The organism is Paraliomyxa miuraensis (assembly GCF_026337845.1).
GTDB classification, from domain to species: domain Bacteria; phylum Myxococcota_A; class Polyangia; order Nannocystales; family Nannocystaceae; genus Paraliomyxa; species Paraliomyxa miuraensis.
In genome coordinates this window covers 12,717-30,625 of sequence record NZ_JAOVZF010000119.1, presented here as the reverse complement: position 1 = coordinate 30,625, position 17,909 = coordinate 12,717, and the positions used below count along the sequence as shown (strand labels likewise).

13 protein-coding genes and 1 pseudogene are annotated in these 17,909 nt (G+C 67.4%); 2 read left to right on the top strand and 12 right to left on the bottom strand.

All coding sequences use genetic code 11. The features are described from left to right. The 5 genes from OEB96_RS01245 to OEB96_RS01225 form a co-directional block, all read right to left on the bottom strand. A partial coding sequence (locus OEB96_RS01245; RefSeq protein WP_266213545.1) for an FHA domain-containing protein occupies window positions 1–1,206 on the bottom strand: 1,206 nt, incomplete at its 3' end. A gap of 294 nt (window positions 1,207–1,500) precedes the next feature. Continuing rightward, window positions 1,501–1,770, bottom strand: coding sequence for a hypothetical protein (locus tag OEB96_RS01240; RefSeq protein WP_266213544.1), 270 nt, complete (start codon window positions 1,768–1,770; stop codon window positions 1,501–1,503). 324 nt (window positions 1,771–2,094) lie between these two features. Beyond that, window positions 2,095–3,525: a tetratricopeptide repeat protein gene (locus OEB96_RS01235; RefSeq protein WP_266213543.1), complete on the bottom strand. Its 1,431-nt coding sequence runs from the start codon at window positions 3,523–3,525 to the stop codon at window positions 2,095–2,097. A gap of 36 nt (window positions 3,526–3,561) precedes the next feature. Next, window positions 3,562–7,407: a tol-pal system YbgF family protein gene (locus tag OEB96_RS01230; RefSeq protein WP_266213542.1), complete on the bottom strand. Its 3,846-nt coding sequence runs from the start codon at window positions 7,405–7,407 to the stop codon at window positions 3,562–3,564. A 118-nt stretch (window positions 7,408–7,525) separates the two neighbouring features. After that, window positions 7,526–9,268 (bottom strand): tetratricopeptide repeat protein, encoded by a 1,743-nt coding sequence (locus tag OEB96_RS01225; protein ID WP_266213541.1) that lies wholly within the window; start codon window positions 9,266–9,268, stop codon window positions 7,526–7,528. A gap of 841 nt (window positions 9,269–10,109) precedes the next feature. Between OEB96_RS01225 and OEB96_RS01220 the strand changes: the two genes are divergently transcribed. Next, on the top strand, window positions 10,110–10,718 hold the full coding sequence (locus OEB96_RS01220) for a hypothetical protein (protein WP_266213540.1): 609 nt from the start codon (window positions 10,110–10,112) through the stop codon (window positions 10,716–10,718). 70 nt (window positions 10,719–10,788) lie between these two features. On the opposite strand, the gene OEB96_RS01215 is transcribed toward OEB96_RS01220, so the two are convergent. From OEB96_RS01215 to OEB96_RS01185, 7 genes and pseudogenes are all read right to left on the bottom strand, one after another. Beyond that, window positions 10,789–11,181, bottom strand: coding sequence for a YraN family protein (locus tag OEB96_RS01215; RefSeq protein WP_266213539.1), 393 nt, complete (start codon window positions 11,179–11,181; stop codon window positions 10,789–10,791). Window positions 11,182–11,187: 6 nt separating this feature from the next. After that, on the bottom strand, window positions 11,188–11,625 hold the full coding sequence (rplS, locus tag OEB96_RS01210; RefSeq protein WP_323137315.1) for a 50S ribosomal protein L19: 438 nt from the start codon (window positions 11,623–11,625) through the stop codon (window positions 11,188–11,190). A gap of 731 nt (window positions 11,626–12,356) precedes the next feature. Next, window positions 12,357–13,082, bottom strand: a pseudogene (gene trmD / locus OEB96_RS46840) (tRNA (guanosine(37)-N1)-methyltransferase TrmD); the annotation flags it as partial. An 18-nt stretch (window positions 13,083–13,100) separates the two neighbouring features. Next, entirely contained in the window at window positions 13,101–13,673 is a 573-nt protein-coding gene (gene rimM, locus OEB96_RS01200; protein ID WP_266213537.1) for a ribosome maturation factor RimM, read from the bottom strand. Between the two features lie 10 nt (window positions 13,674–13,683). Next, on the bottom strand, window positions 13,684–13,929 hold the full coding sequence (locus OEB96_RS01195) for a KH domain-containing protein (protein ID WP_266213536.1): 246 nt from the start codon (window positions 13,927–13,929) through the stop codon (window positions 13,684–13,686). A 256-nt stretch (window positions 13,930–14,185) separates the two neighbouring features. Beyond that, on the bottom strand, window positions 14,186–15,652 hold the full coding sequence (gene rimO / locus OEB96_RS01190) for a 30S ribosomal protein S12 methylthiotransferase RimO (protein WP_266213535.1): 1,467 nt from the start codon (window positions 15,650–15,652) through the stop codon (window positions 14,186–14,188). A gap of 55 nt (window positions 15,653–15,707) precedes the next feature. Continuing rightward, a complete protein-coding gene (locus OEB96_RS01185; RefSeq protein WP_266213546.1) occupies window positions 15,708–17,438 on the bottom strand; it encodes a multiheme c-type cytochrome in 1,731 nt (576 codons plus the stop codon). Window positions 17,439–17,625: 187 nt separating this feature from the next. Here OEB96_RS01185 and rpsP point away from each other — a divergent pair, with 187 nt between their 5' ends. After that, complete coding sequence (gene rpsP, locus OEB96_RS01180) at window positions 17,626–17,886, top strand: 30S ribosomal protein S16 (protein ID WP_266213534.1); 261 nt, start codon at window positions 17,626–17,628, stop codon at window positions 17,884–17,886. Window positions 17,887–17,909 lie beyond the last annotated feature (23 nt).

Here is a 17,909-nt window from a genome sequence, read left to right as displayed (position 1 = left end):
GGCGTTGTAGATCCAAAACGGCTTGTCGGCCTCGGACTTGGCCGCGATCACCTTGCCGGGCGGCACGGTGTTGACGTGGTAGGTGACGCCGTTGTGCTGCAGGCGAACGTGCGCCCCCGCGGGCATCGGGAACGAGTAGACCGAGCCCATCGCGCCCGCGCGACCCGACGAGACGAGATCGGCGAGGCTGAGCGTCTGGCCCTCGAGGGTGACGTCGCCGGTCATGCCCTGGGTGAAGTTCAGCGTGTAGTCGCTGCCGTTGCCTCGCACCAGCGGGAACGCGGCTGCGTCGGGCAAGCCCTGGACCGGAGCATGGAACACCGCGGTGGGCGACTCGCCGACGGTGTAGTTGCCCACGCCGGTGTCGTCGAGGCGGACCACGCCGAACCCGAACGGCACGAGGCCGAGGAGCGCCAGTCCGATGCCGATGCCGGCGATGCCAAGACCCGGGGCCTGCGGAGCGGGGCGGCCGAGCTCCTGGGCCTTGACCTGCTCTTCGTGGTAGCCGTCCCAGTCCTGCAGGACCTCGTTGCCCACGATGCCGAGGCCAACGAGCATGAGGATGCCGCCGATGCCGAGGAACAAGGGCGCCTGGCTCTTCTTGCTCTTGACCTGGCCGACGTGCTGCACGTCGAGGACGGTGTCGTTGTAGCTGGAGATGACCTCGGCGACCTGCGTGCCGTCCTGGCGCTCGACCTCGCTGGCGTCGATCTGCATCGGCGGACGCTGGGCCAGCGGCACATAGCCCGGTTGCATGTGGGGCTGCATGTGCGGCTGTGCATACGCCTGCTGAGCCATCATCTGCGGCGCGGCAGCTCCCATCGGAGCGCCCGCCATCATGGGGGCCATCGGCTGCTGCATCTGTGGCTGCATCGGCATCGCGGTCGGTGCTGCCGCCACGGCGCCCTGCACCACCTCGACCTCGATGCGGTAGGGACCGAACACGAGCACGTCACCACTCTTGAGGACCGCGTTCTTCTCGACGCGTTCGTCGTTGAGGATGGTGCCCGTGGAGCTACCGAGGTCGATGACTCGGATGTCCGACCCGGAGACCTCGATCACGGCGTGCATGCGCGCGACCGTGTCGTCCTCCAGGCACAGATGGCTGCTCTTGAGCTTGCCGATCTTGATGACGTCCTGAGCGAGCGTCTTCGCCTCGAGGAACTGATTGTTCTTGTAGATCGAGAGGTTCAGCGTCTGGGACATGCTGGCGCGTCCTTGGACGGGGTTCGGCCGCCTAGACAGCGAGGGGTGCTGTAGGTTCCCGGGCGGGTGCCGAATCGTGGAATAAAAGTTTCGTGAGCGTTCGCACTAGGTCAAGATTCGAATGGAGCGATGTTCGCGACCCCAAAGCCCGGAGAGGCGCCCTTCGCACCAACCCTCCGCCGTCGATCCACCCCAATGCCGGCAAGCTCTCCAAGAGAGAGCCCCCTCTGGGGGGCAAGCTGGTTGGTGGCTTGCCCGAAGCGGTCCGCGGGGGGCAAGGAAGCGGTCGCGGCCTCAGACGTCGCGCGCGAGGTTGATGAGCTCGCGCAGGAAGTGCGGACGGATGTTGATCAAGCTCGCGTGCTTGAGGCTCCCGCGAGAGGAGAGGTTGGCGCCCTCCGGGCGGAGGACCTCACCGTCGACGTTGTCGTCTTCGAAGTCGTAGACGGCGACGCCGCCATCTTCGCCGGCAAAGGCGGCCGCATCGGCATCGCCCTCGGGCTGAGCATTGGCGGTTCCCGCCAGGAGCATCACGGAGACAAAGGAGATGGCTGCAGCGCGCATGACAGACCTTCTCAGGCGTTGTTGAGGCGTGGTGGATCCGACCGGGCTACCCCAGTCAGCTTCACTCGGCATCGTACCGGGGGACAAGGGCCTTGTAAACCATGATCCCACCCGAAGCTGGGATTGGGCTGGGATTGGGCTGGGGATTGGGCTGGGGATTGGGCTGGGGGGGGGGAGCCAGGACCGGATGGGGGATCGGCTTGGGCGGACTGCGAAGAACCGTACGGCAGCGCACATGCACGACACGAAAGAGGGCGACCCGCAGTGCGGATCGCCCTCCTTGGAACTGGCCCTCGCCGGGGTTCTCGTGCGTGGGCCTGTGAATCAGCCGCCGCCACCGCCGGCGTCGCCACCCGCTGCGGCACCACCGCTGGCGGCGGCCTTGGCCTTGGCCTCGAGATCCAGCAGGCGCTTCTTCTCTTCCTCCTGCTGCTTCTTGGCGAGCTCCTCCATCGCCTTTTGCTCCGCCTCGAGCTTCTTCATCTCCTCGATGTCCTTGAAGAGCTGATCGATGGCGACCACGCGGTTCTTGGCGTCGTCGACCTGCGGTGCGAAGGTGGAGTTGCCTCCGGCCTTGGAGACGAACTTGTTGTAGTACTCCTTGGCGGTGTTATAGGGCGCCTTGTCGAAGTCGCCCTCCTGGGTGGCCGCGATGTGCTCGTGGTAGAGGATGCCGAGGTTGTAGAGCGGCCGCGGATCACTCTTGGAGATGTCCATGGCCTTCTTGAAGGAAGCCTCGGCCTCCTTGTACTTGCGAAGGCCTCGCTGCGCCACGCCCAGCCCCAGATAGGCCTCGACGTTCTTCTTCTGGCGCTGGTCCTTGATCGCGATCGAGAGGCTGTCCTCCGCGGTCTTGTAGTCGCGGAAGTTGATGGCGATGAGCGCCATGTTCATGTGCGCGTCGGCGTGCTTCGGGTTGATCTCGGCCGCCTTCTTGAACGCCTTGAGCGCCTCGACCTGGTCGTCGCGCTCCATGAGCAGCAAGCCGGTCAGGTTGAAGAGGTCGGCGCTCTCGATGTTGTCCTTCTTGAGCACCTCGGTGGCCTGCTTGATCACGAGGCCAGCGAGCAGCAAGTAGGACTTGTCCTTGAGACGGCCGCGGTCGTAGTAGAGCCGCGCCAGGTTCTCGTAGGCCAGCTGGTTGCTCGAGTCGACCGCGAGCACGCGCTGCAGCGTCTTCTCGGCGTCCTCGAACAGCTTCTGGTCGGGGCTGTTGGCGTACTTGTTGCGGAGCGCAGCCGCGAGGTTGTTGCGCGGCGCTCGGGTGGCGATGTTGGCGTCCACCGCCTTCTTGAAGTAGTCGAGCGCCTTCTCCTCCTGGTTGCGGTTCCAGTAGATGACGCCGAGGTTGTTGTACGAGAGATCGTACTTGGGGACCGCCTTGATGACCCCCTGGTAGATCTGCTCGGCCTTCTCGACGTCGCCGCACTCGTCCCAGACGGCGCCCGCGTTGAAGTAGGCCACGGTCATCTGCTGACCGTGCTTGCGATAGACGCTCTCGAAGTCCTTCGAGAACTGGTCGCACTGTCCGGCCGACAGCGAGCCCTTGGCCTTGGCCGCCGCGTACTGCTGAGCGACCGCGGCGAAGTCCTTCTTGGCCTCCGCGCTGGCCTTGGTGGGATCGATGGCCGCGGCCGCGGCCGCTCCACCACCACCGGGGTTGTTGGTCTTGCCGTTCTTGTTCTTGCCGCAGGCCCCGACTCCGAGCGCCAGGCTCAGAGTCATCAGACCGATGATGCGATTGGTGTTGCGCATGGTCGTTCTCGCCGATCTTCGGTGTGAATCCAGGGTCTACAGGCCGGACTTGCCGCCGCCCTCTTCCTTCTTCGCCGCGTCCTTCTTGTCCTTGTCGGAGTCCTTCGTGTCGCCGAGCAGGTCGGTCTGCACGCCGACCACGTCGAGCCGGCTGTCGGTGTAGATCGAGGTCCCGAACAGCTCGTTGGTGGCGGGATACTCGTCGGGCTTGCGCTGCTGCAGCTCCTCCTCGCACATGCGCGAGAACTGGTTGAAGAACTGGTACTCCGTGGACTTCTGCAGGCAGTAGGTGAAGGCTTCGACCGCCCGCTTCTCGGCGTCCTCGGCGAACGTGGCCAGCGCGTCGCAGTAGGCGAAGTACATGTCCTCCGTCTTGATGCTGCCCGGCACCTCGGCGCGGTAGAGCTGATCGGCGAAGTTCTGCGAGAGCACCGCGCTGCGGGCCGCCGCCGCCAGCACCCAGAACGGGCTGCCGGAGCTCTTGACCTCGGCGTAGGACTGGATCAGCTCGGCGCCGAGCTTGGACTTGGACTCGTAGAACTCCTTGAAGCGCTTCTCGGAGTCCTGCTTCTTGGCGAGCTGCTCCTTGTACTCGCGCTCCCACTTGGGGATGCCCGAGCCGTTCTTCCAGTCCTCGACGTAGAACTCGAGCTCCTCCGGGATGTTGATCCGGAGGTAGTCCTCGTACTTCTGGTCGGCCTTGTAGACCATCGACATGCCGACGGCGTTCTTGTAGGCCTCGGCGCGCTCGTTGTCATCGGCCGGGATGTCGGCCTTCTTGCTGGCGAGCTTGAGCGCGGTTGCAAGGTGGCTCTGGGCCTCGGACGCGAGCTTGGAGTCGCGCTTGTGGACGGTGATGATGCCCTGAGTCGCGCTGCCGCAGTACTTGGGAATCTCGTCCTTCTGCTTGCCCTTCTTGCCCTTCTTGCGCAGCTTGGCGGCCTTCTTGCGGGTCTCCTCGCCCGCGGTCGCCTTGGAGCGCTTGATGGTCAGGCACGAGTCGTAGAGCAGCTCCTTCTCGCAGGAGCGATTCCACAGGATCTGACCGATGGCCGCCTCGGCCACCGCCTGACGATCGGTGCCGCCCTTGCTGCCGTAGGTCTTGATGTAGGACTTGGCGTGCGAGAGCTTCTTGTCGTCGTTGTCGAGCAGCGCGTGCTTGGACCAGAAGATCTTGGCCGCGGTCTTCGGATCCTTGCGCTTGTAGAGATCCTCGTACTTGTTGAGATCCTCCTGCGCCTTGGCTTCGTCGCCGAGGCCGAGGCGGAACAGGTAGGCGTTGCGGAGCGCGTTCGAGGAGAAGTCGTCCTTCTCGTACTTGCCGGCGTACTGCTCGAACAGATCGGCCGCGTCGCTGTAGTAGGCGATGGCCTGATAGTTCTCACCGAGCTCGCGCAGCGTCTGCTGGTAGTGCTGGCTGTCGGGGAACGTGTCGAGTAGCGCCTTGCGAGCACGCACCGCGTTGCCCACGAGATAGGCCGCCTCGAAGCACCGCGCCGCATTGAACAGCAGGGTGTCGGCGCGGTCGTGGTTCTCGTAGTCGTTGTAGATGCTGGCGTACTCCTCGCCGCACTTGACGAAGCCCTCGCGATCGCCCTGCTTGCCCTGCTCCTGGTAGGCCTCGGCCTTCTTCCAGCGAATGCCCGCGAGGAGGGTGGGCACCTGCTTGGCGACCGCCTCGGACTCCTTGTGGGTGAAGAGCTTCTTCTTCTGGATCGCGAGCGCCCACTTCTCGAGCTCCTCGCTGGCCTTGATGGTCTGCTCGGGCGTGTTGTTCTTGTCGGACCACTTGATGGTCAACAAGTCGATGAGCATGGCGGCGGCCCACGCCGAGTAGATCGTGCCATCGAACTTCTCGATCAGCTCGATCGTGATGGGCTTGGCCTCCTCGAACTTGTTGTGCTCCATCATGAGCTTCGCCCGGTGATACTGGATCTTGGGCAGCTCCTTGTCGTCCTTCTTCTTCACGTACTTCTGGTAGATGTCGTACGCGGAGAGCATCTGCGACTCTTCCGAGGTGTACTCCGTCTCGGGGTACTCCGCGGCGGTGTCGGTCTTGGTGTCCTTGGTGACCTTCTTCTTGCGCTGCTTCTTCTCGCGGAAGACACAGGTGCCGTCCATCTGCATCTCGCACGACTTGCCCTTGCCGCCGGTCTCGTCGTACTCAAGGTAGTTCTTCATCGCGAGCATCTGGGCGTACGCGCAATCCTGCGTGTACTTGCCGTCGGGCTTGCGCTCGAGCACGTGCACGAACTCCTCGTGGGCGAGCTTGAACTTCGCCAGCCCCTCCTCCTGGGTCTTGCGATCCTTGGAGTTGTAGAGGTTGGTCGCCTGCGCCCAGATGATCTCGGCGTAGTAGTAGTTCATCTCATAGGCGTCCTTGTCCTCCGGGAAGAACTTCAGGAACGCCCGATACGCATCCTCGGACAGCGCGTAGGACTCGGGGCGACGGGTCTTCTCGGCCTCGTCGTGCCACACGGTGGCCATCTGGATCATGGTGTCGCGCGCCTCGTCGCGGCACTTCTTCTTGGTGGCCTTCTTGAACTTGGAGTCCTTGTACTTCTCCCAGTACTTGCCGAGCTCCTCGGTTTCCTTCCACTGGATCGTCTTGTCGTCGGTGGCGAGCGCGTTGACGACGATGGCCGACTGCCACGTGCACTCCATGGCGTCGCCGCGGTAGGTCTCTTGCAGCGTCTTGTAGGTGGCCGTGGACTCGACGTACATACCCTCGCCGAAGTAGGCCGCCGCGAGCAGCTCCAACATCTTGCGAGACATGTTCTCGTCCTTCTTGGGACCGTTGCCGATCTTGACGAAGAACTCCTTGGCCTTGGAGGGCTTGCCCGAGTGGATGTAGGCCTTGACCAGGTCGCGCCGGGCGTCGCGGCGCAGCTGCTTGGCGTTGGCCTCGGAGCCCGCGCGGCCCTGCAGCGTGGCCTCGATGGTCTCGACGAACTTGTTGAGGCTCTTGTCGTACTCGGGCTCGGCGGTGCCGACCGGGTTCAGGTAGCACCAGCCCATCTTGTAGAGCGCGTAGGCGTAGACGGGGCTGTCCCGGTAGCCGTCGACGATCTTTTGATAGAGCTGGAGCGCCTCCTTGATCTGGCTCTTGTTGTAGTAGAAGTCGGCGAAGCTCAAGTACGCGTTGGGGATGTACTTGCTGCTCTGGTACTCGCGGATGAGGCGGAGGTAGGCCTCCTGCATCTCGCTCTCGCGCTCGAGCTGGCCGAGCTCGAAGGCGTAGAAGTAGAGCGCCTCGTCCATGCGCTTGTACTTGGCGAACTGGGGCTTGTTGACGAGCGCGGCGTAGACCTTGACCGCGTCGGAGCTGGCGGACTTGCTCTGCGACTCGAACTTGGCCTGGCGCTGCTTGAGCTGCTTGGCCTCGGCCTTCTTGCCCGAGTCCTCGGCGGCGTAGATCTTCTCGTAGAGGGCGCCCGCCTGGTTGTCGAAGTAGGCCTTCTTGTCGAGGAACAGGTCGGCGAGGCGGAACAGGTAGTCGGGATACTCGGCGCTGTTGGGGCCGGCCTCCTCGAGCAGCGCCTTCATCAGCTGGATCTGATCGTCGGCGACCTCGCGAGCCACGGCCTCCTTGCGCTTGGCGAAGTCGTCGGCCGAGAGCATGTCGACCTTGCGCTTCTTGTCCTTCTCGGCGTCGGCGGCTGCGGCCTTGAACTTGGTCTCGAGCGTGTTCTTGGTCTTGACCTTGCCCGAGGGACGATCGTAGCGGACGGCGTCGCCCTGGGGCTCTTCGGCGTGACCGGAGACGGGGACGGTGGTGGCCACCATCAGCACCCCCAGCGCTCCGCTGAGGATGCCGAGGGTACGGGCTCGGCGGCGACGGCTACCGGGGCCGGCGGGGTTGGGGATGCTGGACGTAGTCATGGATCTCTCACCTCTCATGTGGCGATGCCGGACCCTTTGCAGGACCCGGCGGGTTGGCCGATGACACACGCGCGCTGGTGCCGCCGGCCAGATCTGAAAGTCGGTTCGACTCGGGCGGCTATTCCTTGCAGATGCTGGTGACCTCGTAACGGTAGTAGCCCAGCTCGTCCTGCCAGTACTCGCCGTTGTACTTGTAGATCTCGTGCTCGGCGTCGATCTCGGGCTTCTGCGGCTTGGCCGGGTACTGCTCGAGCGCCTTTTGCTGCTTGCGCTTCTCGAGGATTTCGAACTGGACCTTGATCATCTCGATCTTGAGGTCCTTGATCTCCTTGATCATGCCGGTGATGCGGGTTCGCGCCTCGGCACCGGTGGCCTCTCGCGCCTGTGAGAGCGCGAGGTCGAGATCCTCGGTGACGCGCTCGCCGACCCCGGCGCTCTTGAAGGTGCCCGACATGCCCTCGAACATCTCCATCTCGCGCTCGAGCTCCTCCACGTAGGCGAAGTACTTGCCGAGCTGCTTGTCCTGCAGGGCCTTGAGCGCCACCTGCTCCACGAACGGATCGAGCCCCGACTCCTCCTTGCGGATCTTGAGGGCCAGGTCGTAGAGCGCGAAGTCCTCGGGCGCCTGGTCGAGGATGCTCTTGAGGTCTTCCATGGTCTTGGGGTAGCGGCGGTTGAACTCGTCGACCGTGCGCTTGGCGGAGTCGTAGCGGCAGTTGAAGTAGTACGTCACCGCCTTGAGCTTGAGCGCGTCGGGGTAGAGGTAGTCCTCGAAGAACGGCGCGTTGAGGGTGTGCACGTAGCCCAGCGTTCGCTGGTAGTGGCGGTTGGCGTTGGCCTCGTCGACCTCGACCATGCGGAACTCGGCCCACGCCGCCCAGTGGATGGCATCGAGGAAGTACGCCGAGTCGAGCGGGATCTTGTCGAGGTACTTGATGGAGGTGTCGAACTTGCCGACCATGTAGAAGATGTTGGAGAGGCCGAGCGCCGCGAGGTGCTCGTACTGCTTCATCTCCTCGTCGAAGGTCAGCTCGATCGAGGTCTTGGACTTGCCCTTGCGCTTGCCGCCCTTGACCTTGACCTTCTTCTTCTTCTCGCGCTTCTTCTCCTTGGCGGCTGCCTCGCGCAGGGCGATGGAGCGGCGAAGGACCTCCTTGAAGGCGTCGACGGCGGGCTCGCCCTTCCAGTCGCGGGTGTAGGCGACGCCGAGGAAGAACTGCGACGGGATGTAGTAGTCGCTGCGCTCGGGCACCTGATCGAGCAGCGCGATGCCCTGCGCGAGGTCGCCCTTTTGGTAGTAGAAGCGGCCGAGCAGGTAGTAGAGCTCGTCACGGACCTCGTCGAACTCCTCGGACTCGAGGTCGGTGGGCTTGTAGGTACCGACCTTCTGGAGCACCTCGGCGCCCTCGGGCAGCTCGCGCGACAGCGAGGCGAGCCACGGGAGCGTGAGCTTGTGGAACGGGTGCGAGGGACCGGCCTGCACGATCTCGTCGTAGACCGAGAGCGAGGCGGAGAAGAACCCGAGCTTGTAGAGCGACTTGCCCAGCCAGAACTGAGCACGCGGTACGTCACCGGGGATCTCGCCGCTGGCGATCTTGTGGAATTGGATCGCTGCCGCCTCGTAGTCCTCGGCCTTGTAGGCCGCTTCGCCCTGAGCCATGGGCGACCCTGCGGGTGCAGCCGTGGCGGGAGGAGCCGGCGGAGGTGCAGGCGCCCCGGCTGCGGGCGCGGGCGTGCCTCCCGGCGGAGGCGGAGGCGGCGGTCCACCAAAACCCGTGACGGGCAAGGAGAGCGACAGCCCCAGCACCGAGGCGGGGATGAGGGTGAGGAGGGAGGAACGCCGACGGAAACGCTGGCTCATGGATACCGGGGTCCTAGCGGTTCACCTCGCGCCGACCGGAGCCGCGCGAGAGAAGAAGACGGGAACGAGGGAAGGCAGGTCGAAGCGATCGAGCGAGGCCGTGGAGCCGAGCGACGCCGAGCCGAGCGAGGTGAGGACCTGCGCTCGATGTGGGCTCGACGGGGTGCGCGGGACAAAGACCCTGCATTAGAAGGCCTTGGACCTTACCAGCGCCACGCGGCCGGTCGCAAGGGCCGAGGCCGCCGCCCATGAGCGCGCCGCGGCCCCCGAGGGCGGCCCGCGTGAGGTGGGGCCACTGCCAGAGGTTGGGCCGCAGATGGAGCGGCAGATGGGGCCGCAGGCGGGCGTGGTGGCGGCGTGTCGGCATCGTTGCACGAGCGACGGATCGGCGTCCGAAACGCGGTCGTTCGTCTCACGACCGACCGGGTGGGCGAGTTCCCGTACCCATACCAATGGCGGGACGCATGTCCAGCGGTCGACGGCCGATGCGTGACGGATGCAATGGGGTTTACAGATCATTCGCGCGATTGGACGCCCGCCCGTGGGGCACCGCTCGTGTGGTGGGTCGGAACCCGCGCATGCGTGGTGCTCGGGATCGGCGCGCTGGGCAACCGGCATCCTTGACCGTGTGCGTGAGCCGTGTACGATGCGGCGTATCCCGGTCCGGGACGATCCCGACGGGCGACGAAACGGCGATCCGGGCGATCCATCTCGCTCGACCCGCCCGGCTCCGGCCATCGTCACGTTCGACCTCGAAGGACGAGGTCACCGCCGCTGCCCCGCGTTCCGCATGAGAAGACCGACCGGCCATCAAGCCAGGCCATCACGAAAGTCTCCTTCGATGTCAGCACGAAAGCTCCTGTCGCGGCTCTCCTCCACGCGAATCATGGCCGGCCTCGGTGCGGCCGCGCTGCTGCTCACCATCAGCTGCAGCCAAGAGGACGTCGGTGCGCCTTGCAACCACGGTCAGGTCGAGCCTCCCGAGAGCAAGCTGGTGACGTTCCCCGCGCTCGCGTGCGATGACCTCCTGTGCGTGTACGCCGACGAGGAAGAGGCGCCCTCGGGCAGCTGCTCGGACAACCTCGACTGCGATGAGTCCAACGAGGGCAAGTTCGAGTGCGTCAAGCCCGACCCCAACGAGAGCTCGGGCATTTGCAAGCTGCGCGTCGACTACGTGCTCGAGCGCTCGATGTGCTCGAAGAAGTGCAGCTCGGACGCCGACTGCCGCGATGGTGGTCCGACCCAGCAGGTGGTGGTGGAGGACACGACCTGCGAGCGCGGCTTCAAGTGCGCGCGCATCCAGACGCTGGGCAAGTTCTGCTGCGAGAAGCTGTGCGTGTGCGAGGACGACCTCGGCGTGACCTCGGACATCGACGCCAAGTGCGCGGCCGGCACCCAGGAGGGCTGCTGCGACCAAGAGGTCCCGTCCGACGCGTGCGGCCGGCCGTAACGGGTGGGGAGACCGACGAGGCGCCGTGCTCGACGAGCACGGCGCTTTGCGTTTCGAAGGCTGGTCGGGCTCAGCCGTCGGCTTCGAAGGCGTTGCGGATCCAGGTGGGCGCAGAGGACTGCGGATCGACGCCGACGGCGTCGAAGCGGACCTCGACTCGCTCCCACAGGCCCTTGGCCACGAGCCACGTGGTGGCGGCTCGGATCACGCGACGCTGCTTGTGACGATCGATGGTCTCGAGCGCGGTGCCGTGCTCGGTGCAGGCGCGACTTCGAACCTCGACGAAGACGTAGGTGACCGCGCCGTTCGGCGCGTACTCGCGCGCAACGAGATCGAGCTCGGCTCCGGCGCCCGCGAAATTGGCCTCGATGATCTCGAGGCCGTGAGCGCGCAGGTGCTCGGCCACGGCTTGCTCGACGGCGCGACCTCGAGCTCGAGTGGAGCCCGCGTCCGTCGACGCCACCGCAGGCTACTCCGGCGCGCCTTCGGCGGGCACGGCCTCGCTGTCGGCGTCGGTCTGCGCACCGTCGATGGCCAGCGTGGATGCATAGGCACCGAGCTTGGTCTTGATGCGCGCCGCGTTCCCCCGCAGGCCGCGGAGGTAGTAGAGCTTGCCGCGGCGGACCTTGCCGCGATTGACGAGCTCGACGTTGACGACCAACGGCGAGGCCTCGGGCCACACGCGCTCGACCCCGACGCCATGCGACATCTTGCGAACCGTGAAGGAGCCGCGGGCCCCACCGCGCTTGCGATGGATGCACACGCCCTCGAAGATCTGCACGCGCTCCTTGCCGCCTTCGGAGATGAGGGCATGCACCTTGACGGTATCGCCGGCCCGGAACTCGGGGAGGTCCTTGCGCAGGTGAGCGCGCTCGATGGCCTCGATGGTGGGAGAGGTGTAGCTCATGGCGAAGACTCCTTCTTGGGCGTCCCGATGGGTCGGCTCGGTCGGTGTGCGAGGCCTTGGCGAGGCGCGGGCGGGCGTTGTTACCCGCGATCCCGCAGCTCCGTCAACGCAGCATGGGCCAGCGCGGCCGTCCGCGAACGGGGCCGGGAACTGTCGGCGATCGCGTGCTCGATCGCAAGAGCCTGGCGCTGCACGCCGTTGGGGTCGGGCGTGAGATCGCCGGCCGAGGGGACCGTGGCCGTCGTCCCCGCCATCTCGGTCGGTGCTCCAGCCGATGCTCCCTGGGGCGCCCCCGCTGGTGCCCCGCTGGGTGCGTAGATCGCGTGGATGGGCACACCCGACGGTGGTTCGTCGATGTGAGGCCACAGCACCAGGGGGCCCAGCGGCGCCGCGGTTGCCTGGCGCGGGAGCTCGCTGGCGAGCAGATCGAGCAGCGCCGCGGCATGCTCACAGGGAGGCTCGACCCCCACGAAGGGCTCGGAGCGAGACACGACGCGAACGAAGCGAGCCTCGGCGCCCGCGGCAGAGCCACCCACGAGCCCGCGGGCGAGGCGCCGCCGCAGGGTCTTGGGATCGGCGAAGACGGCCACGGCGATCCGCCCCCCCGTGGCCTCGAGCCAGCGCGGGAGGGCCTCGGGCCCCGCCCCCACCACCGCGAGCCCGACGACGCCGTGGTGCCGGGCGACGGCGGCGAGCTGCGCCGCGTGCTCGAGCGCAGCGGGCGGCACCGCGAGGTGGATGGGATGATCGGGGGCGAGCCCCGCGTGGGGACGAAGCTCGGGGCGAAGCGCCCAGGTGCGCCCAAGGGCCTGGCGATGGCGCCAGCGAGCGATCGCGGCGTGGTCGCCTCCGAGCAGCACGGGGGGCACGGCGTGGCCGCGGAACCGGGCCGGCCGGGTGTAGTGCGGGTGCTCGAGCAGAGCGACGTCACCGGTGCGCCCGAAGCTGTCGGTGTGGACCGACTCGGGGTTGCCGACCACGCCCTCGACCAGGCGCGAGATCGCCTCGATGATCACGAGCGCGGCGACCTCTCCGCCGCCGAGCACGAAGTCGCCGAGCGAGAGGCACTCGTCGACGTAGTGCTCGCGCACGCGATCGTCGATGCCCTCGTAGCGCCCGCACAGCAGGCCGACGCGAGGGAGCCGAGCCAGCCGGGCAGCAGCGCGTTGATCGAAGCGCGGGGCGGACGGGGTGAGCAGCACGCGATGGAACGGCCCGCGCTCGCGAGCGACGTGCTCCATGGCGTCGACGACGGGCCTTGGCTTGATGACCATGCCCGCGCCTCCGCCGAAGGGAGCGTCGTCGACGGTACGATGGCGGTCGGTGGTGAAGTCGCGAAAGTCGGTGCAGCGCACCGTGACCAGGCCCTGCTCGATCGCCTTGCCGAGCAGGCCCGCGCCCACGAAGCCCTCGATGGCCCCGGGGAACAGGGTGAAGACCTCGAAGCAGAGACTCACGGGGGGCTCACGGGGGGCTCACGAGTCGGACGCCTCGAGCGCATCGGGCAGGAGGCCCAGCGGGAGCCGGACGAGCACGCGTCGCTCGTCGAGCTCGACGATGTGCTGCGGCAGCACGGGAAGCAACCATTCGTGCATGCGACCGTCGGGCCCGCGCCACTGCACCTCGAACAGGTCCTGCACGCCATTGCTGGTGATCCCCGCGATCGTGCCGAGGGCCCGGGTGGCGCCGTCGTGCTCGCGCTCGACCGGCAGGCCAATGGCGTCGGCGAGGTAGAACTCGTCCTCGGGCAGCTCGGGCAGCTCGCCGCGATCGACGAGCACCTCGCAGCCTCGCAGGGCGTCGGCGGCGTTGCGATCGCCGACGCCGATCATGGTCACGCGATGGCGCCCGGGCTTGCCCGGCACGGGCTCGACACTGCGCAGCTCGTGGGTGGAGAGAGGACGGCCGTCGCGCTGGAGCACGACCGACCGACCCACCACCAGCGCCTCGGACTCGCGATCATGGAGGTGCACGCGTACGCCTCCGCGGATGCCATGGGCACCGGCGACGTAGCCCACGACCAGGTGCTTCGCGCCCGTGAGGGGCATGGGCGGCTCTCTACTCGAGGATCTCCAGATCGGCGCGCTTGCGAAGCTTGGACGAGGCAGCGGAGAGGATCGCCCGCATGGCCTTGACGGTGCGCCCCTGCTTGCCGATGACCTTGCCAAGGTCTTCCTTGGCGACTCGGAGCTCGAGGACCACGGTTTGCTCGCCGGCGATCTCGGCGACCTCGACGTCGTCGGGATTGTCGACGAGCGCCTTGGCGAGGTACTCGACCAGATCCTTGAGAGAAGCGGATGACATTGGAAAATTGGCTCCAGAGCGTGAGAAGTGAGTGCGGGTAACGCGCGTGCGTAGAGGAAGAGCCGAGCGTTGGGTAGCATCCCACACGCGCGACCCCCGAGCAAAGGAACGTGAGCGGCATCGCCTCGCAATCGCTCGGAAAACGACCCGACCAGAGGGATCGGGAGTTGGGGGTCGGTGGCTCCCCTGGACGAGGTCGCCGTCCGCGCCAAGGGATCGACCGCCGTAGAAGGCTTGGTGGTGCTCGACGGGGCGTTCAGTCCTCGTCGTCGAGCGGCAGGACGTCGTCGGGATCGACGTCGAGGTCGAGCGAGGCCACGAGGTCGTGGGTGCCGGCCTGCACGACCTTGGCGCGCACGATCTGGCCTCGTGCGGGGGCGCCATGGGTGGGGCCGTTGGTGAGGATGGTCAGGCCGTCGATCTCCAAGGCCTGTCCTTCGTGGCGGCCATCGAGCAACCACTCGTGCTCGGCGCTGGGGCCATCGACGAGGATCTCGAGGGTGCGGCCCACCAGCTCGGCGTGCTTGCGGGCGCGGATCTCGGCCTGGAGGGCCATCAGCTCGGCGGCGCGCTCCTGGGCCACGGCCTCGTCGACGCGCCCGGGGTGCAGGGCGGAGGCCGTGCCCTCCTCGCGCGACCATGGAAACACGCCGAGGTGATCGAGCTGGCCCTCGGCGACGAAGTCGTGGAGCCGACGGTAGGCGTCCTCGGTCTCGCCGGGGTGGCCCACGAGCATGGTGGTGCGCAGCCAGACGTGGGCGTCGCCCACTCGCCGGGGATCGCGGAGCATGTCGACGAGCTCGCGGACCTGCTTCTCGCCGTAGCCGCGGCGCATCTTCTTGAGCACGCCGGAGTCGACGTGCTGCATGGGGACGTCGAGGTAGGTGGCGATCTTGGGCTGGCCGGCGATGCGCTCGACGAGGCCCTCGGTGACGGCGGTGGGATAGGCGTAGTGCAGCCGGATCCAGTGCAGGCCGTCGATCTGGACCAGGGCATCGAGGAGCTGCTCGAGGGTGGCGCGGGGCTCGAGGTCCTTGCCGTAGAGGGTGAGGTCTTGCGCGACCAGGCACACCTCGCGGGCGCCGTGCTCGACCAGGGCGTGCACCTCCTCGACCACGGAGTAGACGCTGCGGCTGCGCTGGGCCCCGCGGAGCTGGGGGATGATGCAGAAGCCACAGGGGCGATCGCAGCCCTCGGCGATCTTGACGTAGACGCTGTGGCGGGTGCCGGTGACCTGGCGCGGGGTGGTGTGATCGTAGAGGTAGGCGCGCTTGCCCAGGGCGGTCACGCCCATGCGCGGAGCCTGGCCGCGCAGCACCTTGGCCAGGCCGAGCTGATCGGCGGAGCCGAGGAAGTGGTCGACCTCGGGCATCTCGTTGGCGAGCTCCTCTGGGTAGCGCTGGCTGAGGCAACCGGCCACCACGAGGGTCTTGGCCGCAGCGGCGTCCTTCTTGACCGCGGCGAGCTCGAGGATGGTGTCGATCGATTCCTCCTTGGCCGCGTCGATGAAGCCGCAGGTGTTGACGACGAGGGTGTCGGCGAGCTCGGCGTCGTCGACCAGCTCGTGGCCGCCCTGCGCCACCACGCCGAGCATCACCTCGGTGTCGACCTGGTTCTTGGGGCAGCCCAGCGAGACGAAGTAGACCTTGCGGGGCTCGCTCATGAGGATGAGCTTTTGGCATCGCTCGCGGGCGTTGACCAGCCCCACGATCGCGCGCGGCATCACGTGCGGGCCGAGCCGGGGAGCGCTGCGGTGGCAACGCCGGCCTCGCGGAGGTTCACATCTTCTTGCACTTGCCGCCGGCCTTGGCCAGGCCCTCTGCACGCAGCTGCGCACCGGTGGGACCGTCGCCGAGGGCCTTGCGAGCCTCGTCGCCGTGGCCCGACCCCAAGATGTCGCGCATATAGGCGACGTAGTCGAAGGTATCGGAGTGCTCGGGGGTGTGGCACTTGCCGCAGACCTCCTCGGGGGCCTGCAGGCGGATGTGCTGCGCGCCGCCCTGCCTGGCCTCGGGCTCCTCGACGTGGAAGGTGCCGGGGCCGTGGCAGACCTCGCACTGAACGTCGCGAAGGCCCCGGGTCTCGACGACCTCGCTGCCGCCGGGCTCGCGGAAGCCGGTGACGTGGCAGCCGACGCAGGCCAGGTCGTACTGCTGGTTGGTGTCGACGAGGGTCTGGTAGGCGCGCGCGTGCACGGTGGTGCGCCAGTGCTCGACTGCCTCTTCGTGGCACGTCTCGCACTCGTCGAGGCCGGCGTAGCCCGGGGTGCCCTTGGGCGGCTCGGGGGCGTGCTTGCCCTTATAGAAGGCTTCGTTCTGCTGGGCGACCCAGGCGGTATAGGCGGTGAGGCCCTGGCCGGCCTGGGCATCGGCGGGCAGCTTGCAGCTGACCTTGACCTGCTCGAACACGGCGACGGCGGGGCCCTGCGGACCGCCGCCTTCGAGGGCCGTCTGCAGGGTGTCGCGCTCGGACTCGAGGCGCGCGATGAAGGCCGGATCGGCGCTGGGATCGGCCTTGAACTTGTCGAGGCGCTGCTGCAAGCGCGCGAGCTCGTCCTCCTGCACTGCGCGAGGCGGCTTCATGACCCAGGCCTCGGACTCGGGTACCACGGACGCTTCGGCGGCGACCGAGAGGGTGAGATGGGTGAGGGTCTGGAGCTGCTCGCCGGGCTCGACGATGTACGTGCCCGAGAGCCGCCCGGTGGACTCGCCGATGCGCTGGCGCTCGACGCCCTGCACCACGCCGACCACCACGAGATCGAGGCCGTCGACCTCGCGGGCGATCTGCTCGGCGAAGGGCCGGGTGCCGTGGGCCATGGCGACGGTGAAGCCGGCCCCGGCCTCGCGCATGGCGCTGACCTGCTGGCGCAGGGCGGCGATGGGATCGGAGAGCGTGCCGAGCTGGTCGGCCTCGGGCAGGGTGGGATCGACGACCGCGGTCACGCCAGCGGTGAGGGTGACGCCGTCCTTGGCGAGGGTGACCAGGCGATGAGGAGGGATCGCGTCGGGGGCGGGCGTGACGTTGGCGATCACGCGGGGCATGGCGTAGGTCTGCAGGGCCGCCGCTCCCGTGGGCGATCGCACGTCGATGGGGCCGAGGCCGCTGACGAGGGCGCCGCCGAGGCCGGAGAAGCGGCCCTGCAGGGCCTTGGCGCGCTCCTGAGCCTGGGACCAGCCCTGGTCGTCGACCGGCCACTCGGGGCTGCCCGGCTCGGGAAAGAGGAAGGAGCCCGGCTCGAGCACTAGGCGGGCGCCGGGGTCGGAGCTGGCCTCGATGTAGCCGAAGGCGTACTGCAGACCGCCAAGGGGCTCGGTGGTGCAGCCGCAGGGGGCGATGGTGCCGCGAACGCGGCCGAGCACGAAGAGATCGAGCTCGACGCGGGCCTGGGCGGCGGGAGGGGTGGGCTCGGCCGGGCCCCCTGCGCTCGCATCGGACTTGCCCTTGGCATCGGGGTTGGTGCTGCCGCAGGCGGGGCCCATGGCGCCAGCGATCGCGAGCAGCGCCACCATCGACACCGCAAGGGAGGAGATGGGGCGGAGACGGGGATGGCGAGCACGGACCATGGGCCGCCGCAAAATTGCGCGATCCGCCGCGGACCGCAACCCGTTCGGTTCGGGTCCCACGGCCTTGACGCCTCGGGCCTCGGCCGCTAGCTTCCCGCTCCTTCTCGAGGACCGAGGAACTGGACGAAGACCCATGGCCGTGAAGATCAGGCTTGCCCGTGCGGGCGCGAAGAAGCGCCCCTTCTACCGCATCGTCGCCTCCGACGCCCGCTCGCCGCGGGACGGACGCTTCCTGGAGAAGCTGGGCACCTACGATCCGACCACCGAGCCCTCCACCGTGGCGCTGAACCACTCGCGCGTGCAGTACTGGCTGGGCGTGGGTGCGCAGCCCACCGAGACGGTGGCCCGGCTGCTGCGTCGGCATCCCGATCCTGCGCCGGCCGCCAAGGGCTGAGCTGCGAGCGCGTCGCGAAGCGG